22 protein-coding genes and 3 pseudogenes are annotated in these 25,578 nt (G+C 54.0%); 5 read left to right on the top strand and 20 right to left on the bottom strand.

Annotated features, from left to right (window positions below):
* Window positions 1–6: 6 nt before the first annotated feature.
* The 3 genes from SD70_RS14180 to SD70_RS14170 all read right to left on the bottom strand — a co-directional run bounded on the left by SD70_RS14180 (window position 7) and on the right by SD70_RS14170 (window position 2,779).
* Window positions 7–1,314, bottom strand: coding sequence for a hypothetical protein (locus SD70_RS14180; protein ID WP_231571212.1), 1,308 nt, complete (start codon window positions 1,312–1,314; stop codon window positions 7–9).
* 273 nt (window positions 1,315–1,587) lie between these two features.
* On the bottom strand, window positions 1,588–2,124 hold the full coding sequence (locus SD70_RS14175; RefSeq protein ID WP_041048181.1) for a chromate transporter: 537 nt from the start codon (window positions 2,122–2,124) through the stop codon (window positions 1,588–1,590).
* A 22-nt stretch (window positions 2,125–2,146) separates the two neighbouring features.
* Window positions 2,147–2,779: a chromate transporter gene (locus SD70_RS14170; protein WP_041048180.1), complete on the bottom strand. Its 633-nt coding sequence runs from the start codon at window positions 2,777–2,779 to the stop codon at window positions 2,147–2,149.
* 354 nt (window positions 2,780–3,133) lie between these two features.
* Here SD70_RS14170 and SD70_RS36935 point away from each other — a divergent pair, with 354 nt between their 5' ends.
* The 3 genes from SD70_RS36935 to SD70_RS14155 are packed head-to-tail and all read left to right on the top strand — an operon-like array spanning window position 3,134 to window position 5,354.
* Window positions 3,134–4,006, top strand: coding sequence for a hypothetical protein (locus SD70_RS36935; RefSeq protein ID WP_041048179.1), 873 nt, complete (start codon window positions 3,134–3,136; stop codon window positions 4,004–4,006).
* Between the two features lie 2 nt (window positions 4,007–4,008).
* On the top strand, window positions 4,009–4,629 hold the full coding sequence (locus SD70_RS14160) for a sensor histidine kinase (RefSeq protein WP_041048178.1): 621 nt from the start codon (window positions 4,009–4,011) through the stop codon (window positions 4,627–4,629).
* Window positions 4,630–4,658: 29 nt separating this feature from the next.
* Window positions 4,659–5,354 carry a response regulator transcription factor gene (locus SD70_RS14155; protein ID WP_041048177.1) on the top strand — a complete coding sequence of 232 codons (696 nt, stop codon included), beginning with the start codon at window positions 4,659–4,661 and terminating at the stop codon, window positions 5,352–5,354.
* A 25-nt stretch (window positions 5,355–5,379) separates the two neighbouring features.
* Here the strand turns inward: SD70_RS14155 and SD70_RS14150 are convergent, their stop codons facing one another.
* From SD70_RS14150 to SD70_RS14135, 4 genes are read right to left on the bottom strand one after another with little or no spacing between them, the layout of a single operon-like run.
* Window positions 5,380–6,447 carry an aliphatic sulfonate ABC transporter substrate-binding protein gene (locus tag SD70_RS14150; protein WP_052487426.1) on the bottom strand — a complete coding sequence of 356 codons (1,068 nt, stop codon included), beginning with the start codon at window positions 6,445–6,447 and terminating at the stop codon, window positions 5,380–5,382.
* Between the two features lie 21 nt (window positions 6,448–6,468).
* Complete coding sequence (locus tag SD70_RS14145; protein WP_052487425.1) at window positions 6,469–7,290, bottom strand: ABC transporter ATP-binding protein; 822 nt, start codon at window positions 7,288–7,290, stop codon at window positions 6,469–6,471.
* Entirely contained in the window at window positions 7,266–8,081 is an 816-nt protein-coding gene (locus SD70_RS14140; RefSeq protein ID WP_197081041.1) for an ABC transporter permease, read from the bottom strand. The genes SD70_RS14145 and SD70_RS14140 overlap by 25 nt, the downstream gene beginning before the upstream one ends.
* A 28-nt stretch (window positions 8,082–8,109) precedes the next feature.
* Complete coding sequence (locus SD70_RS14135; protein WP_041048205.1) at window positions 8,110–9,567, bottom strand: sulfatase family protein; 1,458 nt, start codon at window positions 9,565–9,567, stop codon at window positions 8,110–8,112.
* Window positions 9,568–10,001: 434 nt separating this feature from the next.
* Between SD70_RS14135 and SD70_RS14130 the strand changes: the two are divergent.
* Window positions 10,002–11,541: pseudogene (locus tag SD70_RS14130) on the top strand (sulfatase family protein).
* Between the two features lie 152 nt (window positions 11,542–11,693).
* On the opposite strand, the gene SD70_RS14125 reads toward SD70_RS14130, so the two are convergent.
* The 6 genes from SD70_RS14125 to SD70_RS14100 form a co-directional block, all read right to left on the bottom strand.
* A complete protein-coding gene (locus tag SD70_RS14125) occupies window positions 11,694–11,876 on the bottom strand; it encodes a hypothetical protein (RefSeq protein WP_041048175.1) in 183 nt (60 codons plus the stop codon).
* 41 nt (window positions 11,877–11,917) lie between these two features.
* The gene (locus SD70_RS33310) at window positions 11,918–12,490 is read right to left on the bottom strand and encodes an RDD family protein (protein ID WP_052487424.1); all 573 of its coding nucleotides are present in this window, start codon (window positions 12,488–12,490) and stop codon (window positions 11,918–11,920) included.
* 176 nt (window positions 12,491–12,666) lie between these two features.
* A complete protein-coding gene (locus SD70_RS14115) occupies window positions 12,667–14,769 on the bottom strand; it encodes a stalk domain-containing protein (protein WP_041048174.1) in 2,103 nt (700 codons plus the stop codon).
* A gap of 92 nt (window positions 14,770–14,861) precedes the next feature.
* Window positions 14,862–15,494: a DUF1796 family putative cysteine peptidase gene (locus tag SD70_RS14110; RefSeq protein WP_041048172.1), complete on the bottom strand. Its 633-nt coding sequence runs from the start codon at window positions 15,492–15,494 to the stop codon at window positions 14,862–14,864.
* Window positions 15,495–15,873: 379 nt separating this feature from the next.
* A complete protein-coding gene (ald, locus tag SD70_RS14105; RefSeq protein ID WP_041048171.1) occupies window positions 15,874–17,007 on the bottom strand; it encodes an alanine dehydrogenase in 1,134 nt (377 codons plus the stop codon).
* Between the two features lie 113 nt (window positions 17,008–17,120).
* On the bottom strand, window positions 17,121–18,356 hold the full coding sequence (locus SD70_RS14100) for a PucR family transcriptional regulator (protein ID WP_041048170.1): 1,236 nt from the start codon (window positions 18,354–18,356) through the stop codon (window positions 17,121–17,123).
* A gap of 143 nt (window positions 18,357–18,499) precedes the next feature.
* On the opposite strand from SD70_RS14100, the gene alr reads away from it, so the two are divergent.
* Window positions 18,500–19,666, top strand: a complete 1,167-nt coding sequence (gene alr / locus SD70_RS14095; protein ID WP_052487423.1) for an alanine racemase — start codon at window positions 18,500–18,502, stop codon at window positions 19,664–19,666.
* 66 nt (window positions 19,667–19,732) lie between these two features.
* On the opposite strand, the gene SD70_RS38035 is transcribed toward alr, so the two are convergent.
* The 7 genes and pseudogenes from SD70_RS38035 to SD70_RS14065 all read right to left on the bottom strand — a co-directional run bounded on the left by SD70_RS38035 (window position 19,733) and on the right by SD70_RS14065 (window position 25,496).
* Window positions 19,733–19,951, bottom strand: coding sequence for a cupin domain-containing protein (locus tag SD70_RS38035; protein ID WP_231571214.1), 219 nt, complete (start codon window positions 19,949–19,951; stop codon window positions 19,733–19,735).
* A 172-nt stretch (window positions 19,952–20,123) separates the two neighbouring features.
* Window positions 20,124–20,261 (bottom strand): annotated as a pseudogene (locus SD70_RS38030) (helix-turn-helix domain-containing protein); the annotation flags it as partial.
* The gene (locus SD70_RS14085; protein WP_082053359.1) at window positions 20,254–21,204 is read right to left on the bottom strand and encodes an oligopeptide/dipeptide ABC transporter ATP-binding protein; all 951 of its coding nucleotides are present in this window, start codon (window positions 21,202–21,204) and stop codon (window positions 20,254–20,256) included. The pseudogene SD70_RS38030 and the gene SD70_RS14085, both read right to left, overlap by 8 nt.
* On the bottom strand, window positions 21,197–22,168 hold the full coding sequence (locus SD70_RS14080; RefSeq protein WP_041048167.1) for an ABC transporter ATP-binding protein: 972 nt from the start codon (window positions 22,166–22,168) through the stop codon (window positions 21,197–21,199). Before SD70_RS14080 ends, SD70_RS14085 begins: the two co-directional genes overlap by 8 nt.
* A 15-nt stretch (window positions 22,169–22,183) precedes the next feature.
* Window positions 22,184–23,059 (bottom strand): ABC transporter permease, encoded by an 876-nt coding sequence (locus SD70_RS14075; protein ID WP_041048165.1) that lies wholly within the window; start codon window positions 23,057–23,059, stop codon window positions 22,184–22,186.
* A 9-nt stretch (window positions 23,060–23,068) separates the two neighbouring features.
* Complete coding sequence (locus tag SD70_RS14070) at window positions 23,069–24,073, bottom strand: ABC transporter permease (protein WP_041048164.1); 1,005 nt, start codon at window positions 24,071–24,073, stop codon at window positions 23,069–23,071.
* A gap of 23 nt (window positions 24,074–24,096) precedes the next feature.
* Window positions 24,097–25,496: pseudogene (locus SD70_RS14065) on the bottom strand (ABC transporter substrate-binding protein).
* Window positions 25,497–25,578: the final 82 nt, after the last annotated feature.

Here is a 25,578-nt window from a genome sequence, read left to right as displayed (position 1 = left end):
CCGCCTTTACGTATAGTTGTGGCCCCTATCCCCGAGATGCCGCTCCAGAAACCGCAGCCGAAACTTCTGCTTCGGTCTGCCCCTCGGCACCTTGACATAACCGGCAACGTCGACCAGCTCGTGATCGATCCATTGCAGCAGCAGCCGGTGCGTGGAACGCACCGTAATATCGAGCACGGAAGCAAGCTCGTGCACCTCGTAGTCGAGCTTTCCGCTTCTCGCTGCGTCGGCCAGCAGCCTGCTTAAATACGCGGGAGTCATCCCTGCGTCCTCCGCTTGGCGCAGCAGCTCGCTGTCCGTGAGCGACAGATCGCACTTGAGCGGATCGCTCATTTCCAGCGGCCCGATCAGCGTGTCGTCTTCCCGCACGATAAAGCACGTGTTGCCGCCGGCTTCCTTGGACCTGTGCAAAGCCATGCGCGCATGGGTGCCGGCTTCGTTCGCCGAGCGTCCGAAGCCGATTCCCATGCTGAGCGACAAGCCGAGCATTTTGTTAAGATCGCGGGCGAGCGGAATCGTCTTGTATCCTGCGGTTTCCCGCTCGAAAATGCCCCGCGTCGTAACAAACAAATACTCGTCTCCTCCTAACTGAGTCAAATAGCCGTCGAGCGATTCCACATAGTCGATAAGAAGACGGTGAATATCCAGCTTTAACCGCTGAATGTCGTGCTCGGAGCTGCGCAGCTGCACATGCTTGCCGAAATCGTCCACACTCAGCATGCCGACGACGATTTGCGCCTCCTTGCTGCGCCTCGTTTCCGTCGCCAGCAGCGCCCGCTCGAGCGCTACCACGATATTGGAATCGGTCGGCGCCACCCATTCATGCGGCACTCCTCGCTGCCGCAGCTCCCACGCTACCTCCGGCTCGGTCGTAAGAGCCGCATGCGAGCGCCCGGACCGATAAGCTGCAGCGTGAAATTCGGCCAAGTCGGCCGCGGACGGATGAGTGCGTCCGTCGTAGGAAATAAACAGCGTGCGCCGTTCCCCGATTTCCGCCGCAATGCGGGCCAGAGACTGTTTGGAGAACGAATCGATCGTCAGCACCGGCTCCGTGCTTGGCAGATCCGCTCTTAGCCTATACAGCGCGCTGTAGAGGCCGGTATCCGTCAAGGGCAAATGGTGAACCGGCTTCCCGAAGTGCACTTCCGCCTTCAGCCGGCGATATAAGCCCGGAGTCGTCAGCAGCAAAACTTCAATGTCCGGCATCGCCTCCAAGGCGATGCGCGATATCTCTTCCTCGTTAGGACAAAGCAGAGGAATCGGACGGAACGAAGGGAAGGTGGAGGCAGCCACCTTGACCACTCTGTCGACCATTGCTTCGGCCCCGAGGATGCCTATTGGGATAAGGTTTGCGGAAGATGGCATGAACTTTTGCGCAGCTCCTTCAATCAAATCGGCCGGCCCATGACCCATATTTAGAGACACGGACCAGAATCGGTCTTTTTATCCCATTATATACGCATCGTCCTTTTCCGCAAACGCCGATTCGGCGGGAATCCGGACCGTCACTTTCGTTCCGGCAGTGCTTTCTCTGGAAACGATAGTCGTTTCATTAATTCAACTTTGAAGCCCGGATTTCCTGCACAATCACTGAAAGAACACGACACCCACTAAACCGGAAAGCAATAGCGCGGCCATCGGGTGCAATTTGTATTTCATAACTCCTATCACGACGCCGCATGTAATCAGAAGCGACAGCAACGTTTTCCATGTTACGCTTCCCATTCCCATACCGGAAAAACCGAAATGGATGGCGGCATAAATAATAAGCCCCGTCACGATCGGGCGCAAGCCGTAAAAAGACGATTTGACCCATTTGGTGCGACTGACTTTATAAAAATAGGCAGTGATGAGGATCATCAAGAGTAAGGATGGAAGAACCATGCCCAGTGTAGAGATTGCAGCCCCCGGTACTCCTGCCGTCTTATAACCGATCAGCGTTGCGGTATTGGTAGCTATCGGCCCCGGAGCCATCCCCGCCAAAGCGACCGCATCGGCGAACGACTTGTCGCTGAGCCAATGATGGGATGACACCTCATGCTGAATAATCGGGATCATGGCATACCCGCCGCCGAACGAGATGAGTCCAATTTTGAAAAATGTAAGAAATAAACTCCACAGCATAGGGTATCCCCCCCTTTTTTTCTTAAATCCCGTCCGCGATAAAATAATCGGGATAAACGAAGGCTGAAGACGCTTCTTCCTTCTCCAGCTTTACCTGGAGCCCCAATTTCTCCTTCGCCGAAACGCACACGATTCCGATGAATAATCCGAACAAGATCACAATCAGAGGGTGAATCCCGGTCGTCAATAAAACAACGACGGCACCGATCATGAGAATGAGCGTTGTTTTATCGAAGACGGCCGACTTCCCCATTTTGAAAGCTGCAATGATAATTAGACCGACGATCGCGGCGTGAATTCCTTCTAAAGCCGCAGCAATTTTGGGATTGTGCTCGATTTGTACAAAAATAAGGCTAAGGATGAAAGCGATCATGAAGGTGGGCAAGGTAATGCCGAACACCGCAGCGGCGGCACCCGGAATACCGGCAATCTTATAACCGATAAACGCAGAAGCGTTAACTCCGATTCCTCCAGGGGCGGAACCCGCTATGGAAAGCACATCGGTCATCTCATTCGGAGTTACCCATTGTCTTGCCCCCACGACTTCCTTTTCAATGACAGGGATCATCGCGTAGCCTCCGCCGAAGGTGGCCGGGCCGATTTTGAGAAACGTCCAGAAGATCTCCCACAGCTGTTTGACCTGAGCTTTAGCCATATTGAAATGCACTCCTAACGTTCCAGATATGTCTTATCCGCTCTCAACCGACTGCTTCAATTATAACTCACTTTGTTTCATTTTGGTATAAAGATTCTTTATTTCGATCCATTCAAAAGGTGGAATTCTGCAATATTCGCCTGATATCTCCGTTATATGCGAGTTGTTGTTATCATTTTGAACAATAGTCGCTGGCGCTCGAGAGATGATCGACCGCGTTAGCGGTTGTTTTTATCGCCGTAAAGAATTATGATTTCGATGAAATCGAAAAATGATCATTCTTTACCGGTAAAAAAAGAAGAAATATCATATAATTCATGTAGAAAATATTGCGGACGACGAGGATCAAACCTTATGACGATCTTACTTCTTATGCTGATGGCGGCGTCCATCTCTTTATTTATTACGAAGGCCAAGCATCCATCCGCCTACTGGACAGGCCTCGTCCTGTTCGGCTGGTTTTTGAGCATGTCGGGGCTCATCCTGTTCATCGCCAAATACGGAGGATTTTACTATCGGATCAACACGGTATTATTTTTCACCGATTCCATCCGCAACCTGCTGCTGTATTCTCCGATTTCGATCGACACGATCAGCCGCCTCATTACGGTCGGCCGTTCGTTGTTTATTTACAGCCTACTCGGGCTGTCCATCACTTTATTTTATTACCGGCCGTTTCGCCAAATCTGGCGATTATATTTGCTCAATACCATCCTGCCGCTGGCCAATATGATTTTTTACGATCCGATCGTCTACAGGTGGGCCCTCGGATTAATCGAGCCGGAGTGGACGTATGCGATCGGTTGGATCACCAGGGGATGGCTGATCGTTTCCGGTCTGGTCTCCATTGGGCTGATGCTTTGGCGGTACCGCCGGATTACGGTTCCATGGCTTAAAAAGCAGGTGAAGTACATCTTGCTCGGCGTGTTTGCGCTGGTGTTATTTTATTTCTACCTCGGCTTCCTCGGGCCGTTGCAGGTGACGGATATCCGCACCTATTACGTGCTGTACTCCGACTTTACCAACTACAATCCGCCGCTTACGGTCACCGAATGGTATATCAGCATCTTTTTCACCGGACTTCTCTCCCTGATCAGCATCGTGTTCATTTGGAGATATACGGCCGTGGAAAAAAAACTGGGAAAGCCGGATCTGCATTTGGAGCGCAAGCTGAATACGGCCAATATGGCTCGAGAGTGTTTACGCACGCCATCAAGAACCAACTGATTATGATGCAGCTGCTGTTGGGCAAAACGCGCCAGTTGGCCGCAACCCCCGCCGCTTCCTCGAACGAAATGTCCGAGAACCTGGAGAAATTGTCCTCCATCGTGGGCGAGACGCAGCAGCGGCTGGATCAGCTCTATAAATCGTTCAAGACTACTTATTTGCAGTTAAAGCCCGTACAAGCCCATGAATTGTTCAAGCAAATCATAGGCAAGCTGCAGATTCCGGAACGAATTCATTTCCTCGCCGTAAAGCCATCGGACAATCCGATGATATTGGCGGATGAAGCCCATTTTGCCGAAGCGCTGGCCAATATTATCATCAACGCCTTCGAAGCGATCGGCAAAGAAAAAGACGGCCAGGTGACCGTGCGCATGTATACGGAGGCCAGTTGGCTGATCGTCACCGTGGAAGACAACGGCCCCGGCATTCAAGCCGAGCACCTGGACGTCATTTTCGATCCGTTTTATACGAGCAAAAATACGAACAAAAACTGGGGTGTCGGGCTTTCGTACGTGAAACAAATCGTTCACGGGCACTTCGGCCACATTCACGTGGACAGCAGGCCGGGCGTCGGCAGCACCTTTCAGGTGTTGATTCCGATTTATTTGAATGCCGAGCGATGAACCAGACCTAAAGAAAGGACGTGAACCCCATGGACGGAACCTTGCGCGTCATTGTGGCGGAAGATATGCAGGTACTAAGGGAGCATTTCGTTCAACTGATCGACCGCGAACCCGATTTGCAGGTGGTGGGGCAAGCGGCCAGCGGGACGGAAGCCTATCTTCTGGCCCAAGCCCGCAACCCCGATGTCATCATGATGGATATTGAAATGGACGTAAAGCACGACGGCATCAACGCGGCCAAAAGAATTTTGGAGGAGCAGCCGCAAGTCCGCATCGTCTTTCTGACCGTTCATGAGGACGACGAAACCGTCTTTAACGCCTTCGATGCCGGGGCGGTCGATTATGTCCTGAAAACGGCTCCGGAAAGCGAAATTGTAAAGAGCATCCGCACCGCAAAGCTAGGCAACGCTCCAATTCGCCCGGAAATCGCTTATAAAATCCGCAACGAATTTACGCGAATCCGCCGCAATCAAAGCAAAATGTTCGATATTATGGCCATCTTATCGCAGCTGACGCCTTCGGAAATGGAAATTATCGATTTACTGCTCAAGGATCAAAAAATAGCGCAAATTGCCGAAGCACGCAGCGTCGAAATCTCCACCATCAAATCGCAAATCAACGTCATTCTCAAAAAATTCGGCAAGTCCCGGACGAAGGAAGTCATCCGGCTCATCCGGGATCTGCAGATGACGCATTTGTTTCACACTATAAAAAGGGGAAACTGAGTCGTTTCCCCTTCATTACGGTTTGTTATTTGGCTGCCTTCACGAAAGGATCTTTGTTCACGAATTTGTCGCCTGGGACGACTTCGGTCAGTTTGCCGTTCGCTACGAACAGTTTTTCCAGATTCTCAAACCATTTGCTTACAGTGCCGTCGTTGAAGTAGGAAACTTGCTTGGCATTGTCGATCCACTCTGTCGTTCCGACCTGGACTTTGAGCGAATCCTCCGGAACTTGCGTAAACTTGGCTGTCATCTTAATAGTATCGTCGATGTTCTTAATCCGGTAGTCGTTGGCTTTGGTCCACGCCTGAACGAACTTTTGCACGAGCTCCGGCTTTTCCTGCAGGAATTTCGGATTGACGACCCAGCTTTGCGGGAACACGTAGTCCGGGAAGAACGTCTTATTATCGCCCAGCTTCACGATTTTATCCGCACCGACCTGCTTCTCGATCTCCGCCGTATACGGCGACCAGATCGCCACTGCATCGACCTTGCCGGATACGAACGCGGATACGGCGCCGGCTACGTCCATGTTCATGATGTTGACGTCCGTCGGCTTCAAGCCGGCTTTTTCAAGACCGAGATTCAAAATCATTTCGCCCGATGTACCTTTCGGAACTCCGACGGTTTTCCCTTTCAAATCTTTCCACTCTTTAATGCCGGACTTTTGCGTGGCGAATACCATGTCTCCCGTGTTCAAGCTGTCGACCGCTACGATCGTTCCTTTGCCTTGAGCGGCAAGGAAAGTCGCCCCCGGTCCGATATATGCGATATCGATGTCGCCGGACGCCATAGCCTGGAATTCAGGCGGACCGCTCAAAAATTTGACGGCGTTGACGTTAAGGCCCGCATCTTTAAAGTATCCCTTTTCTTCGCCGATGACGATCGGAGCCGCGCCGTGAATGTCAGGCATATAAGCGACATTGATTTTCGCCAAATCTTTCGATGCGGCCGGAGCGGAGCCTTGGCTCGGAGCCGGAGCGTTGCCCTTGGCATTGCCCGCACCGCCGCCGCAAGCGCTTAACAAAAGGAGCAAGGAAGAAAGCGCTGCCGTAACTGCGAATCCTTTAGTCGTTGCTTTTGTTCTATTGAACATACGTAAACCCTCTTTTCGATTTTATTTTTTGACTTCCAGGTATTCTTTGTATACTTTTGCCCAAATCTCGTTCTTAATTTCCGAGAACCGATCCAAAAGCTTTGTCTCCTGGTTGCGCGGGTACGGAATGTCGACATTGACGATTTCTTTGACTCGCCCCGGTCTTGCGCTCATGATGATGACTTTTTGGGCGAGAATGACCGCTTCCTCGACGTCGTGGGTAATAAAGAAGCAAGTTTTCTGTTCTTTCTGCCACGTCGCGAGCAATTCTTCCTGCAGCTGGGCCCTCGTTTGCGCATCGAGCGCGCCGAACGGCTCATCCATCAGAAGCACTTCAGGCTGAACGGCATACGCCCTGGCAATGGCCACCCGTTGCCTCATGCCGCCCGACAATTCTTTCGGATACGCATGCGCAAAGTCTTTCAGTCCGACAAGTTCCAGGTAGAACTCCGCCTTCTCGCGGCGCTCTTTCTTATTCATCCCCTTCAGCTTAAGTCCGAATTCAACGTTTTGAATGACGGTTTTCCAAGGGAAGAGCGCGTACTGCTGGAATACGACGCCTCTTTCCTTGCCGGGACCGGTGACGTCCTTGCCGTCGACTTGCACGGTGCCGGATGTCGCATCCTCCAGTCCTGCGATAATGTTGAGCAGCGTCGATTTGCCGCAGCCGCTCGGTCCGACGACGCACACAAACTCGTTAGGTTCGATAGACAGATTCACATTTTGCAGAGCGACGACGTCCCCTTGCCGACCTGCGTACACTTTTTGCAAGCCCGAAATTTGAATTTTAGGTACGCCGGTTGCCGCTGGCGCCGGGGTTAAGATTTGCGCAGTTCCTGCCATCCTGTCAGCCTCCGTTCCAAGTAAAGTACGCCTTTATCCATGGCAAAACCGATAATGCCGATAATGATGATGCCGAGAATGATGATGTCCATCCGGAAGTACAGCCCTGCTTCCATGATCATGTTGCCGAGACCCTTCGAAGCTCCCGTCAGCTCCGCCGCGACAAGTGTCGTCCAAGCGCTGGCGAGACCGAGGCGAACGCCGACCAAAATGTACGGGAACGCAGCGGGAACGACGACTTCCAGGAAAATATCTTTATCCGTTGCGCCAAGCACCCGCGCCGCCTTGATCAAGGTCGGGTCCACATTGCGCACGCCCTGATAAATGGAGATGACCATCACCAGGAATGTCGCTACGAAAATGACCGAAATTTTGGCGCCTTCGCCGACGCCGAACGCCACAATGACGAGCGGGATCAGCGCGATCGGAGGAACTGTCCGGAAAAACTGGATCCACGGCTCGATGAGCCCGCGCACCGGACGATACCAGGCCATCAAGAAAGCGACCGGAATCGCGACGACAAGACCGAGCAAAAACCCGCTCAGCACCCGGAAAATACTTGCGAAAATATTGGCCCCGAGCCGGCCGCTGGTCAGTTCGTCCACGAACGTCTTCATAATCGTCCATGGATTGGAGACAATATTACCTACCGTCGGTATGAGCGAAATGAGCGCCCAGAACACGACTCCGACGATGAGAGAAATGAGTACCATCACATTAGGATGGATTCGTTTCCATGCGGATGTTTGAACTGCTTTCTTTTTCGGCTTCGTTACAGCCATTTCAGCCATGGGAACCGCTCCTTCCTGTTCATTCGCCTTACACGCCGTACGCCGATTTTACACCGGAGCCGCCGTACTTGGCTTCCAGCCTGTTCGCCGCATCGTGCCAGCCGTCCCGCCGCAGCCGCTGCACCCAACCCTCGACGGTGACGTATTTCCAAGGGCCGGTTTCAATGACCTTTTGCAGCGGATCGATTTTGTGCCCGGCTTTGTAAACGTGCTGCTGCATCCATTCAATCAGGCGGTGATCCATTTCTTTGACGACTTCCGGATATTGATCCGCCACATTGTTCGTTTGATACGGATCATTCTCCATGTCGAACAACGAAACTTGTGGAAAATCGTACAGTCCGGTATGGTACGTGCGGACGAAATACCATTTGCTGTCGCGAACCGCGCGTTGGCATACATACAAGGCGTGATCCATGACGAGATATTCGCGGCCTTCCCACTGTTCCGATCGCAGCGCCGGCAAGAACGATTTCCCGTCCCACCCGGATGGAACCGGAAGACCGACCATATCCGTAATCGTGGCGATGACGTCGACATTGTAAACGAAGCCTTCCACCACTTGGCCCGGTTTCGTAATATCCGGCGCCTTAATGATAAGCGGAATGTGATGCACGGATTCCGTCGCGTTGCCATGCTCCATGTAGACCCCGTGCTCGCCGAGCGATTCGGCGTGGTCCGCGCTGATGACGAAGCAGACGTCATCATGAATGCCGAGCTCCTCCAGCGTTTGAAGGATCTCGCCGATTGCCTTGTCCATATAGTTGATGCCGCCGTCATAGCCGTTGATCAGATGAGCGACATCGTCGCGGCTGCGGATCTGCTCCGGCATCGTTCCCGGAAGCTTGCTTGCCGTGTGCAGGAAAGTTGCTGAACGTGGGAAGCTTGCTTGCCGATGCTTCTGAATCGTCTCCTCATCGGGGAACGCTTTGACCGGAGAATCCTTCCACTGGTCCGCGTACTCTTGCGGATACGTGTACATCGTGTGCGGATCCCAGTACTGGATGTGGAGGAAATAGTTGTCCTCTTTGCCGTGGGCACGCAGCCACGGGATGATCGCGGCGTTCACTTCGTCCGCATTCTCGTTGCCTTCCTTAAGCGAATGCGTGTGCACTTCGTTCCAGCCGGCAAAGTACCACCAAGCATGGTGCCGGTCTCCGAACGAAGAGAACGTAACCGTCCGATAGCCTGCGTTGCGCAAATATCTGGTGAAGAACGGAACTGTTTCGCTGTGTCCGTCTCCATCCGGATAATCGAATTCACAGCCGGGGCCCCAGTGGGTCAGCGCGCCATGATTGACGCCGAAACGGCCGGACATGAAGCTGGCACGCGAAGGCACGCAAGGTGACGAAGCGGTATAGCACGATTCAAACCGCACTCCTTCAGCGGCGATTCGGTCGATATTCGGTGTCGTTTTTCTTTCGTATCCGTAGCAGCTCATATGGTCCGGCCGCAGCGAATCGATATCGAAATAAATAATTCTCATTTGGAAAAAACCTCCCAAACCATGGTTGCGCTTTCTGACAGCGTTTTCCGTTTTCTGATAACGTTTTCTGATTACGTTTTCATTATAGCGCCGTTCATGCAGCTGAATAAGTTTGAAGTTTTTTAGTACTTTTTTGACAAAATGCTCGCTACTGTGCGCAACTGCTGATTTGGACATGGGCTCTCCGGCTTCGTTGAAATCGGATCCCCTCATCCACTTCCCCCTCTTAGGCGGGAACCCCGATTTTAAAGGCGGTTTTTCGTATGGAAAGGAGGGAATGCTTATAGTAGCTCTGGAACGCTCTGGTAAACGCGTAAAAGTTCGGGTAACCGAGAGACAGTATTCCTGTATCACGGCTCTCCTCCTAATCTAACAAAATGACAACTCTAATATACTTCTTGACCCCATATTATCATGGCAGGAGGCGATTCAATTTGGCCAAGAAACCTAACATTTTGTTAGTTACCAGCGATCAACAGCATTGGAACACCATCGGCGCATTCAATCCGGAAATTTCCACGCCGAATTTAGACCGCCTCGTCCGCGAGGGGACCACCTTCGAACGGGCCTATTGTCCGAATCCTACCTGCACTCCCAGCAGAGCCTCCATCATCACCGGCATGTATCCGAGCCAGCATGGCGCATGGACCTTGGGGACGAAGCTGCTCGAGGACCGCCATACCGTAGGGGAGGATTTCATGGATGCGGGGTATCGGACCGCGCTCATCGGGAAGGCGCATTTTCAGCCTCTGAAAACGACGGAGGAGTTCCCATCGGTAGAAGCGTATCCGGTTCTTCAGGATTTGGAGTATTGGAAGCAGTTCAACTGCCCGTTTTACGGATTCGATCACGTCGAGCTGGCGCGCAACCATACGAACGAAGCGCATGTCGGGCAGCATTATGCGCTATGGATGGAAGAAAAGGGCTGCTCGAACTGGCGGGACTACTTCCTGCCGCCGACAGGTACGATGGATCCATCGATCACGTACAAATGGCCGATTCCGGAAAAATACCACTACAACACTTGGATTGCGGAGCGGACGAATGCCCTTCTGGAGCAATATAAAAGCTCGGATGAAAGCTTCTTCCTGTGGTCCAGCTTCTTCGATCCTCATCCGGAATATTTGGTACCGGAGCCTTGGGATACGATGTACGATCCGGACAAGCTTACGATTCCTTCCGTCACTGAAGGAGAGCATGACCGGAATCCGCCCCATTTTGGCTTGACGCAACAGGAGAACCCCGATTTCTCGAACCTGATGGAAACCGGGTACGGGATCCACGGCTACCGCTCCCATCAATTTTACGAATACGGCACGAAATTCCGCTTGACGGACTATGACAAAAAGAAGCTGGTCGCCGTTTACTACGGCATGATCAGCATGATGGACAAATATATCGGCAAAATCCTGGATAAGCTGGATGAGCTGGGGTTGGCCGAAAATACGATCGTCGTCTTTACGACGGACCACGGCCATTTCTTCGGACAGCACGGACTGCAGGCCAAAGGAGGATTTCATTACGAGGATTTGATCAAGCTCCCCTTTATCGTCAAATATCCCGGCATCGTGCCGGCGGGGAAGCGGTCGAACGCCATCCAATCCTTGGTCGATCTCGCCCCCACCTTCCTTTCCTTCTGCGGCATTCCGATTCCGTACGCCATGACGGGAGTGGACCAGAAGGAGGTGTGGCAAGGCGTCAAGAACCGAATCAGGAAGCACGCCATCTGCGAATTCAGGCACGAGCCGACGACGATCAATCAGAAAACGTATGTGGATGACCGGTACAAGATCACCGTGTACTATAACCAAACCTACGGTGAAATCTTCGACCTGCATGACGATCCCGGCGAGCTTCACAACCTGTGGGACGAACCGGGAATACGCGAATCTGAAAACCGAGCTTCTGCTCAAATACGTTTGGGCCGAGCTTGGGAAAGAACCGATGCCTATGCCTCGTATTCATCACGCGTAAATAAATGCAGACCTGCCAACCTGATCATGAACAAAAAAAATCATCATAGCGCTCGTCGATAAACAAATTCTAAACAACGCAGCCTGTTTCGACAAAACAAAGATCCGCAAACTTGGCGTCTGCGGATCTTTGTTTTGTCATACGCTCTCTACTTAAATCAGACCGGATTTTTGTAATAATCTTTGAATCATAACCGCAATCTCAGTCCTGGTAATGTAATCCTTTGAAGCAAGCTCAGTGCCGCTTCTTCCCGATACAATGCTGACAGCAGCCGACGGGAGAGGTCTAAGCGAGTCTAGCTCTATTTTTAGCTTGTCGATCTTATCGAAATTCATAATCTCCCATTCCCCTGCCGTCTGCTGTTGCGCGTCTCCGGCTAGAATAAATGTATTTTTTCAATGAATCTAAGATATAAATACCCGATAACCGCCGCTATGCAAATCAGTTTTTTAAATAGTCCAAGCGGAATATGTTCAATCTTCAGATCACCTTGATCCCAACTTGTTGCGCCCTGGTCAACTAGTCTGCTATGGGCGCTGAGCATACAAAAAAATGACACTAGCGGAATACCTCCGCCCATACCGCGTAAAAAAACTTTGAACCCGCGCTTCAGAGCCGCCCGCAAACTCAATTTATCTCCGTTCAGGTCTCTGACCCGGATGTTAAACAACCACTTTCCGAGCGTAGATCCTGCAGTCGATAGCAGTATTGCCTCAACAGGCACCCACACCAGTAAGAAGCATATACCGAGCCCGATGCTCTCGGCTCTGCTCAGACTTAAGAGATCAATTGCGAAAAATAACGCAAGATCAAGAATAAGCGAGAAAACAAACACATCAATCATTCTCGCCCAGTATCTATGCCACGGCCTCACGTTATATCGAGGTTTTTCACGCAGCGGGACTCTCGGATCTACATAGACGATTTTTTCATTTGCGACGTTGTTCATCTGTGTCACTTCCTTGGTTCATGTTCATGCTCATTCTCTTTTCGCTATGCCTATTATGCCGGAAATATGCTCTGCTCCACCCCGGCAGGAAATCCCATCCAGATGGAGAAAAACAGTCAGCATCGTATCGAAATGAGAGAACGGCCATTCCTCCCGACGGAAGAATGGCCTCATCTTTAATTATAGGAGACAAATGGAAGATAACGGTCTTTTCGGATCTTGGACTTCTCTTCGGCCGTCAATACCGTTACAAAAACTTGCTGGTCGATTTCCACGGCTTCGAACTGGTATCCGCTTTCTTTAATCATCTCATTGATCTCCGCCAAAATTCCCGTATCTATAAAATCATTCATATATTGGGGATGCAGCACTTTCTTTTGGCCGTTCAGCGTAAAGCTGACAGTGACCGGTCCCTCTTCGGAGCCCCATGTTTCCGTAATATCGGTCGGTTGGAAGGCTCCGCGGGATATCCAGCTCCATTTCTCCAATGTAGCGACATATACATCGTTTCCTTTGCCGACATCCGCCTCGGTATCCTTTAGCCAGACACGGTCTTGGTCCTGCTGTAATACATACAGTTCGGCAAACTCGTCATAGTACTCGGAAGAGTCAAACGGATCCCAATCTTTGGTTACAAATCCTTTGTAAAACCCTAAAAACTTATCGTCAAATTGTTGATCCGTCAATCCCTTATCGCGGTCAAAAAAGCCTAGCCCCCTGTAGTAATGCGCTGCATCCAGCAAACGTTCCGCAGGCTTCATCGCCCCGAACTTTTCCTTGCTCAGCTCGTCGTCCGTTTTTATTTCTTCGAACGTCTGAACGATGTTCTGGTAATCCTGATTGACTTCGGAAAATACCGGGTCTCCGGTTAATAGGATAACTCGAAAATAACTGTACTTGCCTTCAATCAGCGTTTGGATTACCGTAAAGTTAACCCCGTTCTTTCCGGTAACCGTGTAAGAAAATTGCCGGGCCTCCATGCCGTTGATTTTCATAGTTTGGTCTGCGGAATATTCGGCTATGTTTTGAGGTTCCATCGCCTTCTTAACGGCAGCTTCATAATCTTCGATTGTCATCGCTTTGCCGATTCTTGCTTTAGAATCCGTCATGGATAAGATTGAGTTGTTTCCATTTTCCACATAAATTTGAAAAGCAGTCGACGACGGCGGCGTTTTGCTTAGCCATTTTCCGCCAACGGTTAACTTGGATCGTCCGTCCGGGCTAATAACCGTATGTACGGGCATAAGATAAATGGTCTTTGTTTGACTCTCCCACGTTACATCGTATTTCGACGCTTCCGCTACAAAACGAATCGGCACAAACACATTGCCGTCAACGACTTTGGGCGCAACAGGCAGAGTATACGGAGTACCGTTCAAACTGGCGCTCGGATTATCGACCTGCAGCGAAATTTGCACATGGTCTTTCTCCGCTTGAATCGTCCGTGTACTTTCATCCCAATGAATGACGAACCCCAATTTTTCAAACAAAGGCCGGAACTGGACCAAAGTCGTTCCTTCCTCCACCACTGGAGCCCGGTCGAACAAAACCCTATCGTTATTCACGAGAACCGATATTCCGGATATGCCATCCGACGCGGCTGAAGCGCGATTCACCGCTACGCCTGATTGCCCGAGCTTCTCCTGCAGTAATTTAGACGGGTCGTTCAACGTATCTTGATCAACGAAAATATGATGAAGCTTTTTCATAGAACCAACAGGAGCCAGGTCGGCAACAGGGTTTTTTGCAACATCCAGCCAGCCAAGTTTAAGCTTCGCAAGAGGAGCAATGCTTTGAATTTTATTATTGCTTGCCAGCAGGTCGGTCAGACCGGTCAGTCGCGAGAAACAGCTGATATCCTCGATTTGATTATCGCTGATCACAAGCTTATGTAATTGAAACAGATTACCGAGCGGGCATGCGTTCTGGATGCGGTTGTGGTTCAGTGCAAGGAACGTTAATTTATACAACCCGCCGAGAGGACTTACATCCGAAATTTCCTGATTCGGCAAAAACAAACTCTGAAGATTAAATGCCATCTCCAGTCCTTTCAGGCTTTTGATCTTTTCCTGCCCCTTCGGATATAGGGAGGTCAGCTTCTGTAAGGCAGTAAAATCAAGCGCCGCGCCGGCATCCAACTTCAATTCGTCCCGTATGGCCTTTTCCAGCGCCGGGTCCTCGATCTTGATATTGAAAGTTCCCGCGAACGCTGCGGGTTGGATGAAGCCTGTCAACATGAACAGGCTTATGAAAACTAAAGTAAGGATTTTGTATTTCAATGCCTCCACTCCTCTCTTAGTTGCCTATATCTTACAACCAACCTTATTATAGTAGAATACATTCTGACCGTATACTACATTTTACGACACCCTTATGACCTAGGTCCTGGAGCCAGCTTAAAACCTTTCATGATTTCATCCCACGCCCGATCGGAGCCTTTCCAATCCGCCCCTTTAGGAACCGATACAGAGCAGACGTCGGCTAGCCCCCAGTCTTCGTGTCTCACTTCATGAACATCCGCATTGTTGACTATGATTAACCGAAACTTACCGGGCATGACGCTATTTAGTGCTGCGCGAAGTTGCTCCGCTTCCGAACGAGATGTTTGGGTTCTGATCAGGCAGATTGGCTTGACCGCTGCCATCGATAAAAACGCTTTTACACGCCGATCCATCTTTTGCTTAAAAGGGTAGTAGGCATCGGTCCAGCGGTATTCCGGCAAACTAAGCGGAAAATCGTGATAAGAAACGATACCGTAACCGGCATCTCTGACGACGTAGCAATCCAGGTCCGTACCGAGTAGCTGCAGCCTGTTCAATTCGAAGAAATTAGTAAAACGGTTCTGGATCAACCGGGCTACATCCGGAACCGAAGGCGAGACAAACCAATCCAACGGTCCGGCAAATTTTCGCAGACCTAACCTTTTCAGCTGATAAGCGGTTTGACAAGTTGAACCTAAACTGACAAACGCTTTATATGTACCCGCGCAGTCGCTCCACTTCATTCGTTCCACCCGCCCCGTGTCGTGTAAGACATCCCTGTCTGCTACCAGTAAATGTACATGTGCCAATGACCGTCACGGCGGGCGGGTACCGCCCCGGAGCAATCACCAGAATTTTCACAAGTGCCATCTCGAACAGGAGTCGGCACATCGATCAACTCCGCTTGGCGCACTCCGGTGATGGTGGTGGATACTTTTTCCATTTGCACGGAAGCCCCTTCTTCCGAAACGCCCCCTAGACTATTTCGCAACATTATAGTTCCGCCAATACGCACGACCGCCGTCCACCCGCTGCCATGTTTAACGCCATAAAAAAACGCGGCCCGACTTGGAAAAGTCGGACCGCGCAAGCGGTGTACGCACTATGCGAGCACTCGAGGCTTTACGATAAGGCCTTCTGTTTGGCCAGCGCTTTTTCGGCCGGCACGTATTCGTAGCCGAGATCTTTCGCCACGGCTTCGTAGGTGACCGATCCGCACGCCACATTGACGCCAAGCAGCAGTGCCTTGTTATCCATGATCGCCTGGTTCACGCCCTTGTTCGCAATTTGCAGCGCATACGGGATCGTCACGTTCGTCAAAGCGATCGTCGACGTTCTCGGCACGGCCCCCGGCATGTTGGCGACGGCATAGTGCACGACGCCGTGCTTCGCATACGTCGGCTCGGCATGCGTCGTCACCCGGTCGACCGTCTCGAAGATGCCGCCTTGATCGACGGCAACGTCAACGATGACCGATCCCGGCTTCATCGCTTTGACCATCGCTTCGGTCACGAGCTTGGGCGCTTTGGCCCCGGGAATGAGCACCGCGCCGATCACGAGATCGGATTCGGCGACCGCTTCGGCGATATTGAACGGGTTGGACATCAACGTTTGCACGCCTGCTCCGAACATATCCTCGAGCTGGCGCAGCCGGTCCGCGCTCACGTCGATTATGGTGACGTCGGCGCCGAGTCCGACGGCGATTTTCGCGGCGTTCGTGCCCACGACGCCGCCCCCGATCACCGTCACTTTGCCGCGCCGGACTCCCGAAACGCCGCCGAGCAATATTCCTTTGCCGCCGTTCGGCTTTTCCAAAAACTGCGCGCCGATCTGGGCGGCCATCCGACCGGCCACTTCGCTCATCGGCGTCAGCAGCGGCAGCGAGCGGTTCACCTCGACCGTTTCATAAGCGATGGCGATCACGCCTTTGTCGACAAGGGCCTGAGCGAGCTTCGGCTCGGCCGCCAAGTGCAGATACGTAAACAAAACGAGTCCTTCGCGCAAATACCCGTATTCCGCAGGGAGCGGTTCTTTCACTTTCATGACCATATCCGCAGCGGCCCATACGGCTGCAGCATCATCGATGATTTGCGCGCCGGCCGCCGCATATTCTTCGTTCAGGAAGCCGCTGCCGAGACCGGCATTGCTTTCGATGACGACTTCATGCCCTGCTTGGACGAAAGCCATGATGCCCGCCGGGGTGATGGCCACGCGATTTTCATTGTTTTTGATTTCCTTCGGTATGCCGATTCGCATATCGTTTCCTCCTCGGTGATGGTGTGTAAGCCAAGTATAGGAGATAGAACGATATTTTTGTTTGTCGGGAAATATGAAAAACCGCCGCCCGGATTGTGAAAATCGACAAAGCGTCAGCCGCCGCCGAGCCGCTCCGTCTTCAATTCCAGGTAGAGGGTTACTTTCTGATCCATGTTCACCAGATCGATGCCGCCGATTTCCGAGATTCGCTTCAGCCGGTAGTTCAGCGTATTCGTATGGACGTGAAGAACGTCCGCCGCCTCTTTCGCGTTGCTGTCGCTTGCCAAAAACACCTCGAGCGTATGCAGCAGGTCGCCGTGGTGCTCGCGGTCGTATTCCCTCAGCTTCTCCAGGCACGGATTTTTGAAGCTGCGCTTCCGTTTTTCTTCGAGGATCAAGGGCAGGAAGCGGTAATAGCCGAGGTCGGGATAACAGAGGATGTTCCTCGTTTCGTGCGGGAATTGCCTTTTGATTTGCAGCACCATGAGCGCTTCCTGATAGCTTTGCTCCACCATCGTATACTGCTCGTACAGAGAGCCGCTGCCCGCTGCCGCCAGAGCGGAGCCGAACCGGCGCTCCGCCTGGGCGACGAAATCCGCCGCTTGCCGGCTGAATTGGTCCTTGGCCGGATGCCGGTGAAGGGGCGATGCCAGCAAAATCAGCTGGCTCTCGACGACAACGTGGAAAACGAACCGAAGCTGCCCGGCCGCAGCCATCATGTCCAGAATTTGCTGGTACCTTTTGTCGGTAATCTCCGAGCCGAACTGCAGCATGAGCACGTGAAACGAAGGCGGGAGCACCGCCGCTGCTCTGTCCGCCCGTTCTTTGATTTGCGCTTCGGATTTCAAATGCCCCGTCAGCAGCTGCCAGAAAAAATCTTTGTGTCCCTCTTCCACTTTACGCCGCTGCGTCTGAAGCTGGACCAGCTTCGTTCTCGCCGCTTCCGCCGCCTTTTTCAGCAGGATCAGCTCGCGCGCGTCAAGCCGTTTGTCATCCTCGACGACCCAAATGTAGCCGAGAACGTCCGCGTTTTTGCGAATGGCGATCGCCACGCGGTCATTCAAGCCGATATCCCGGATCGCCGGTATGCGGACCGGGTCGTCGCTTTCCGCAAGCCGCTGGATGACGCCTTCACGCCACAACCCGCCGATCACTTTCTCCGGCACGCGGCGGCCGACAATGGTCGCGATGCGGGCCGGATCCATTTGCGGATCGTGAGAGCTGTACGCGATGAGCCGATGGTTCGCATCTTCGATCGTAACGGGACATCCGAGCACTTCGTTCATCGTTTCCGCCAAAGCTTCCAGACTTTCAAAGCTTCTGTCGAACGGGTCTTCGTCCATAAGCATTCTTTCTTGCCCCCCACTATCCAAGGTGAAGCACGATTTGTGCAAGCGCACAAAGGCGATTTGCGTTTTTCTTCGAATCCGACAAACAAGCGTTTGCAGATTCCGTTTATACTAAAGTAAGAACCAGCAAGGGGGATTCAACGATGATAACGCAACTATCGCCCGAGAATCGGATCGGCCACCGCGATACATGGGCCGAAATCTCGCTTGACGCCATCTCTCATAACGCCGAGCTGTTCAAAACCGCGATAGGCGCTTCATGCCGGCTGATGGCCGTTGTGAAAGCGAACGGGTACGGGCATGGGGCCGCCGAAGTCGCCGCAGCGGCGATCGCAGCGGGAGCCGATTGGCTCGGCGTCGCCATTTTGGACGAAGCGCTGCAATTAAGAGCCGCAGGCATCGACCTGCCGATTCTCGTTCTGGGCTACACGCCTCCCAGATCCGTCGAAGCCGCCGTCCTTAACCGCGTGACGTTAACCGTATACTCCGCTGACGTTCTTGGCCAGCTCATCGCCTGCACGGAACGGCTGCAGCGGCGTGCGGCCATTCATCTCAAAATCGATACCGGCATGTCCCGCATCGGCGTCACGAGCAAAGAGGCGGCGCTAGCCTTGGCGCAACAAGCGCTCGCTTCCCGCCATGTCGATCTGGAAGGTATGTTCACCCATTTCGCGGAAGCGGACAACCCGGAATCGCCGTACACGCGCCGCCAATTCGAAACGTTCCGCTCTTATATCGAATTTCTGCACGAACATCATATCGACGTTCCGCTCAAGCACTGCTGCAACAGCGCGGCAGCGATGCATTTTCCGGATATGCATCTGGACATGGTCCGGGTAGGCATCGCCCTGTACGGGCTGAAGCCATCCGCCGACATCGACCACCCCGGCTTTCCGCTCCGGCAGGCGATGCAGCTCAAAACGCGGGTTTCCGCCGTCAAGCGCATCTCCGCAGGCCAGTCCGTCAGCTACGGACGCACGTTTACCGCAGCAAGCGATTGCACCGTCGCCACGATTCCGGTCGGTTATGCCGACGGATTGTCAAGGCAGCTTTCGGGCAAAGGCTTCGCCCTGATCGGACATACGCGGGTTCCGATTATCGGCAGAGTGTGCATGGATCAAACGATGCTGGACGCGACATCCGTCCCGGACGTGCAAGCCGGCGACGAGGTCGTTCTGTTCGGCGGCACGGAGCAAGCGTTCATCGCGATCGATGAAGTCGCTGCGCACATGAATACAATCAACTACGAAGTCGTTTGCCTGATCGGGCAAAGGGTTCCCCGCGTTTACGTCCGGTCACTTTCAGTATAACTCCCGCATGGCCGGGGACTCAATGAGGCGCCTGCCGAAATCACCGTCCGGCCAGGCCGGCGGGGGTCAATGCACCATCGCCCATATGGAGAGCGCCGTTTTGTCCCCGGTGTTGACGTAGCGGTGAGGAGTCGTGCTTGGAAAACAAATGCTGTCTCCCTCGTATAAATAAATTTCCTGCCCGCCCAGGATCACCTTCATTTCCCCTTGCAAAATATACCCGCATTCCTCGCCCGGATGGCTGACCAGCTCGGCTTCGGCCATCTCCCCGGGCTGGATTTCCACAAGCAAATACTCGATCTTCCCGAGCGCTCGGGGACAGGATATGGTACCGCACCTTGGAATCGGACAGATCCATGAGCCGGCGCCGGTCTTTGCGGACGACGATATGCTCTTCCTCGATGCCTTGAAAAAAGTGATGGATCGGAATGTCGAGAGCGGTGCAAACTTTCCAGAACGTTCCTACCGTAGGGTCTACAAGCCCCCTTTCGATTTGCGAAAGGAGGCCGATGCTGAGACCCGTTTTTTCCGCCAATTGTTTCAGCGTGTAATTTTTTTGCTTGCGGATTTCCCGCACCCGTTCCCCGTTAAACATGCGCCCGCCCCCCTCGGAAATGGCATGCGCTGCTCCAGCCCGTCTCCTTCTCAGCGAATGCGGGGGCTTGCAGGCATGCGTTCTGGCGGGAAGGACATCTGGAATAAAACGAGCAGGCGTTCGCGCCTCCGTCCGCAGCGGGTTCGGCAAATCCGCCGGCCGGCACGGACGGTTCATACACGCTCGGCAGCGAAGACAGCAGGATGCGGGTGTACGGATGATCCGGTTCGCGGAACATCGGCCGGGCGGGGCCGACTTCGACGATATGGCCCTTGTACATGACGGCCACCCGGTCGCACATATAGCGAATGACGGCCATATTGTGCGAAATGAACAAATAGGTCAAGTTGCGCTCTTTTTGCAATTCTTTGAGCAAATTGAGCACCTGCGCCTGCACGGAAACGTCGAGCGCCGATGTCGGCTCGTCCAGCACGAGAAAGGAGGGATCCGTAATTAACGCCCGCGCGATCGCGATCCGCTGCCGCTGCCCGCCGCTGAATTCGTGCGGATGGCGGGAAAGGTGCTCCTCCTTCAGGCCGACGCGCCGGAGCAGCGAAACGAGCCGCGCCTGCGTCCCCTTCTCCTTCCGCTCCGCGGAGGGCAGCGCATGGAGAGGCTCCACGATAATATCTTTCACCGTCATTCTCGGATCGAGCGAAGACTGCGGGTCTTGAAACACGATCTGGATTTCGCCCGGACGGGGACTGCGATACTGCCCTTTGTCCCAGAGAGGACGATCCAGATAAGTAATGGCGCCGGCCGTCGGGGACTCGAGGCCGATCAGCATTTTGCCGATCGTGCTTTTGCCGGAGCCGGATTCGCCGACGAGCCCGAACGCTTCCCCCCTCCGGATCGCCAGATCCGCTTCCTTCACCGCCGTAACGAGCTGCTTGCCTTTGCCGAACTGCTTGTGCACTTGCTGCAGCCGAATCATGTCATCCATGGCTTCCATCCGCCCCCTTCCAGCATGCGACTTCGTGTCCGGGCTTCCGCTCTTCCAATCTCGGCTTGCCCAGCCTGCATTCTTCGGTAGCCCGGCTGCAGCGCGAAGCAAAGCTGCAGCCTGCCGGCCTGCGGCGCAAATCGGGCACCTCGCCGCCGATCGCCAAGAGCGGCTCGTCCGGATCGGCCAGATCCGGCAGCGCATGCAGCAGCGCTTGCGTGTACGGATGCTGCGGCGAGCGCAGCACGTCGGCCGTGCTTCCCGTCTCGACGACTTCCCCCGCGTACATGACGGCGACCCGGTCGCACAATTGCGCCACGATGCCCAGGTCGTGCGTAATGAATACGATCGAAGTACCGCGCCGCTCCGACAGCTCCTTCATCAATTTCAATATTTCGTGCTGAATGGTTACGTCGAGTGCGGTAGTCGACTCGTCCGCAATGAGCAGCTCGGGAGGAGCGGCCATCGCCAAAGCGATCACGACCCGCTGCCTCATGCCGCCGCTCAGCTCGAACGGATATTTCCTCGCCACCAGCTCGGGATCGTGAATATGGACTTCCCGCAAAGCGTGCACCGCCAGACGCTCCGCCTCTTGCCCGGATACGCCGCGATGCCGCTTGATCACCTGCGCCAGCTGCTTGCCGACGCGCATCGTCGGATGCAGCGCCGTCATCGGCTCCTGAAACACCATGCCGATTTGTTTGCCCCGGACTGCCTGCTTTTCCTTCTTGCCTAGGGCGAGCAAATTGCGGCCGGCATATCGGATTTCTCCGCTTGTCACCACCGCGTTTTTGTCCAGCAGGCCTAAGACGGACAGCGCCGTCACCGATTTGCCGGAGCCCGATTCCCCCACGATGCCGACAATTTCACCTTTGTCGACGGAGAGGCTGACGTTGTGCAGGGCTTTCATCGTGCCGCGCATTCCGTGGAATTCCACGGACAAATCTTTGATTTCCAGCAGCATCTTAAGTCCCTCCTCCTAGCGGCCGGACTTCGGATCCAGAATGTCCCGGATGCCGTCCCCGATCAGATTTAAAGCGCCGGATGCGAGAAACAGCGCCAGCCCCGGAAACGTGGGATACCACCAATAGTCGAGCAAATATTTCCACCCGACGCTGATCATCGCCCCCCATTCCGGAGTGGGAGGCTGGGCGCCCAACCCGAGGAAGCCGAGCGTCGCCACGAGCAAAATCGCGTCCCCGATGTCGAGCGTCACCTGAATCACGATCGGCGACACGACGTTAGGCACAATGTGCCGCGCGATAATGCGCCAAGGCTTGATGCCGAACGTCACCGCCGCTTTCACGAACAGCTTCTCCCGCAGCGCCAGCGTCTCCCCGCGCGCCAGACGGACATATACCGGTATTTTCACGACCGCTATGGCGATCATCGCGTTTTGCAGGTTCGGACCGAGCGCAGCGGCGAAAGCCATCGCCAAAATGAGCGTCGGGAAAGCGAGAATCATGTCCATAATCCGCATCATGATTTGGTCGATCTTGCCGCCTAAATAGCCGGACACCGTACCGAGCACCGTCCCGATGGCGCCGGCCGCCACGACGATGGCGACGCCGATGCCGAGCGACAGGCGCGTGCCGTACAGAATGCGGGTAAAAATGTCTCTGCCCACTTCGTCCGTACCGAACCAATGCTTCGCCGACGGGCCTTGGAACCGCTCGACGACGTTGATTTTGTTCGGGTCGAACGAGGTGATGAGCGGCGCCGCCAAGGACAGCAGGACGATGACCGCAAGCACCGCCAAACCGGCGAGCGTCATCGGGTTCTTCTTGAGCTTGTACCAGAACGGATGGATCTCTTTCGCGGGGAGGACCGCTTCGGCCGTCTGCAACTCCATCATGATTCCCCCTTACGGTTTGATTTGCGGATCGAGGATGTAATACGTCAAGTCCACGATGAGGTTGATCAGGGCGTACCCGATGGAAATGACGAGGGTAAAGCCCATGATCGCCGGAAAATCGAGATTGGCGATCGAATCGACCACATATTTGCCCATGCCCGGCCAGCCGAATATCGTTTCCGTGACGACGGCACCGCCGAGCAGCGAGCCGAACGACAGCCCGACGACCGTTACCGTCGGGATGAGCGCGTTGCGCAGCGCATACCGGAACAGCAGGAGCGGCCCGCTGATGCCGTTGGCCAGCGCCGTGCGGATATATTCCTGTCCGAGCGCCTCCAGCATGCTGGCCCGCACCTGCCGGGTAATGATCGCGAGCTGCGCGTAAGAGAGCGTAACCGCCGGTATGACGATGTGCCACAAGCTGTTTTTGAAAGCGGGCCAATTGCCGGTCAATATGCTGTCGAGCAAATACAGTCCGGTAATGCTCGCAGGAGGCTGAATGTTCAGATCGAGCCGCCCGGTGGAAGGAAACCAGCCCAAATAGCCGTAGAAAATCAAAATCATGACGAGTCCGCTCCAAAATACCGGCGTCGATACGCCCGCGATCGAGAACACGCGCGCCCCGTGGTCCCAGCCGGTGTCCTTCTTCACGGCGGACAGGACGCCGAGCGGAACGCCGACGACGATCGCGATGACAAAAGCGCACAAAGCGAGCTCCACCGTCGCCGGGAAAAACGTCAGCAAATCGTGCGCGACCGGCTGCTGCGTTCGTATCGAGGTTCCGAGGTCACCTGAAGCAAGTCCTTTAAGATAAGTAAAATATTGGACCCAGACCGGCTGGTCTAGGCCCAATTGATGGCGGACTTGCTGCAGTGTTTCCTCGTTCGCGCGCTGTCCCACCAGCATCCTCGCGGGATCTCCCGGAATGATGTGGGATAGGAAGAAGGTGATCAGCGTCACGCCGAACGCCACGAGGACAAGCATGACAAGACGTTTGGCAATCATTTGCCTCATGTGGAAACACCTCGCTCCTTCATCTATTTCGACATCTCTGCCAGATTGTAAATACCTTCCAGCATCGGATTGTAGTTAAAGCCTTTAACGCCTTTGCTGATCGGGAGCAAATAATCTTTCTGATACAGGTACAGGTACGGAGCGTCGTCGATGACGATGTTTTGCACTTCTTTATACAGCTTTTCGCGCTGCGCCTGGTCGTTGCTCGAAGCGGCGCTGCGAACGAGCTCGTCCACCTTGTCGTTTTTGTAGAAGGCGCGGTTGCCGGACAGGCCGAAGTTTTTCGAATCGAACCAGTAGTTCATGAACATGAACGGGTCGGCGAAGTCCGGGCTCCAAATGCCGAGGGACAGATCGAACTGCCCTTTGTCGATCATGTCGCGCTGCGTCGCGTAAGCCACTTTTTTCAGGTTAAGCTTGATTCCCGCTTCGGCCAAATACGATTGCAGCGTCAGCGCTTCCGTCTCCCACCACGGCCACTTGTCCGAATACAGCAGATCCAGCGACAGGTTGCTCACTCCCGCTTCGGCGAGCAGCGACTTCGCTTTCGCCGTATCGTGCGTGTACTGCTTCGCCTGGTCGTCGTGGCCCCACAGCCCTTGCGGGATAGGCCCGCGCATTTGCGTGGCGTAGCCCTGCTGCACCGCTTTCGTCAGGGAGCCGTAATCGACCGCGTAGCTGATCGCCTGCCGCACTTTCGGGTTTTGCAGCGCCGGGTTGCCCTTGCTCGCATTGATGTAGGCAATGTCGACAAACAGGCTGGGCTTCTGTACGACCTGCGCGTTCGGCAGAGCGGAGACGCTTTTCAGCTGCTCGACCGGGATGCCTTCCGCGATGTCGATATCGCCTTTTCCAGCTGCAGGCGCTGCGCCGAGGAGTCGGCGACGATTTTGAAATATACGGTTTTGAGCGCAGGCTTGCCGGCGGAGTTCGGATTGAGCTCAAGCTTCAAATACTCGCCTTTTTTCCATTCCGCCAGCTGGTAAGGACCGCTGCCCATCGTATGGCTGGCCAAATAATTTTGGCCCAAATCGCCGTTCGATTCGTGCTCCATCACCTTCGGATTGACGATGCCGCCGTAGTTCGCGGCCAGCGTGGACAGAAACGGCGGGAAGTTTTTCTTGAGCGTGAACACGACGGTGTTCGGGTCCTGCACTTTGATATCCTGAATGACGCCGAACACATCGACCGGCCCTTTGGCGATTTTCAGGATGCGGTCGAACGTGAACTTGACAGCCTGCGCGTCGACCGGCGTTCCGTCGGCGAATTTGTGCCCTTCGTTCAAGATGAACGTCCAGGTGAGGCCGTCCGGAGAAACTTTCCATTCCTTGGCGAGCCCCGGCTTCACTTCCGTTGACGCCCCATTGTATTCGACCAGCCGTTCGTACGTCGGATACGTAATTTTCCAGGCTGCGTTGTCCATCGTCACGGCGGGATCAAGGGTGCCTTCGTCAGCTGTCATGGCCACGACCAGGGAGTCTTTGCCTGCGGCAGAGCTGCTTGCG

Source organism: Gordoniibacillus kamchatkensis, from assembly GCF_000829455.1.
GTDB lineage: Bacteria > Bacillota > Bacilli > Paenibacillales > NBRC-103111 > Gordoniibacillus > Gordoniibacillus kamchatkensis.
Note: the sequence above shows the minus strand (reverse complement) of the source record. Positions and strands in the feature narration are given on the sequence as shown.

Bases quoted from the DNA above. Each gene is read 5' to 3' on its own strand.
- SD70_RS14180 (WP_231571212.1), bottom strand. From the start codon at position 1,314: ATGGTCGACAGAGTGGTCAAGGTGGCTGCCTCCACCTTCCCTTCGTTC.
- SD70_RS14175 (WP_041048181.1), bottom strand. From the start codon at position 2,124: ATGCTGTGGAGTTTATTTCTTACATTTTTCAAAATTGGACTCATCTCG.
- SD70_RS14170 (WP_041048180.1), bottom strand. From the start codon at position 2,779: ATGGCTAAAGCTCAGGTCAAACAGCTGTGGGAGATCTTCTGGACGTTT.
- SD70_RS36935 (WP_041048179.1), top strand. From the start codon at position 3,134: ATGACGATCTTACTTCTTATGCTGATGGCGGCGTCCATCTCTTTATTT.
- SD70_RS14160 (WP_041048178.1), top strand. From the start codon at position 4,009: ATGATGCAGCTGCTGTTGGGCAAAACGCGCCAGTTGGCCGCAACCCCC.
- SD70_RS14155 (WP_041048177.1), top strand. From the start codon at position 4,659: ATGGACGGAACCTTGCGCGTCATTGTGGCGGAAGATATGCAGGTACTA.
- SD70_RS14150 (WP_052487426.1), bottom strand. From the start codon at position 6,447: ATGTTCAATAGAACAAAAGCAACGACTAAAGGATTCGCAGTTACGGCA.
- SD70_RS14145 (WP_052487425.1), bottom strand. From the start codon at position 7,290: ATGGCAGGAACTGCGCAAATCTTAACCCCGGCGCCAGCGGCAACCGGC.
- SD70_RS14140 (WP_197081041.1), bottom strand. From the start codon at position 8,081: ATGGCTGAAATGGCTGTAACGAAGCCGAAAAAGAAAGCAGTTCAAACA.
- SD70_RS14135 (WP_041048205.1), bottom strand. From the start codon at position 9,567: ATGAGAATTATTTATTTCGATATCGATTCGCTGCGGCCGGACCATATG.
- SD70_RS14125 (WP_041048175.1), bottom strand. From the start codon at position 11,876: ATGAATTTCGATAAGATCGACAAGCTAAAAATAGAGCTAGACTCGCTT.
- SD70_RS33310 (WP_052487424.1), bottom strand. From the start codon at position 12,490: ATGAACAACGTCGCAAATGAAAAAATCGTCTATGTAGATCCGAGAGTC.
- SD70_RS14110 (WP_041048172.1), bottom strand. From the start codon at position 15,494: ATGAAGTGGAGCGACTGCGCGGGTACATATAAAGCGTTTGTCAGTTTA.
- ald (WP_041048171.1), bottom strand. From the start codon at position 17,007: ATGCGAATCGGCATACCGAAGGAAATCAAAAACAATGAAAATCGCGTG.
- SD70_RS14100 (WP_041048170.1), bottom strand. From the start codon at position 18,356: ATGCTTATGGACGAAGACCCGTTCGACAGAAGCTTTGAAAGTCTGGAA.
- alr (WP_052487423.1), top strand. From the start codon at position 18,500: ATGATAACGCAACTATCGCCCGAGAATCGGATCGGCCACCGCGATACA.
- SD70_RS14085 (WP_082053359.1), bottom strand. From the start codon at position 21,204: ATGGATGACATGATTCGGCTGCAGCAAGTGCACAAGCAGTTCGGCAAA.
- SD70_RS14080 (WP_041048167.1), bottom strand. From the start codon at position 22,168: ATGCTGCTGGAAATCAAAGATTTGTCCGTGGAATTCCACGGAATGCGC.
- SD70_RS14075 (WP_041048165.1), bottom strand. From the start codon at position 23,059: ATGATGGAGTTGCAGACGGCCGAAGCGGTCCTCCCCGCGAAAGAGATC.
- SD70_RS14070 (WP_041048164.1), bottom strand. From the start codon at position 24,073: ATGAGGCAAATGATTGCCAAACGTCTTGTCATGCTTGTCCTCGTGGCG.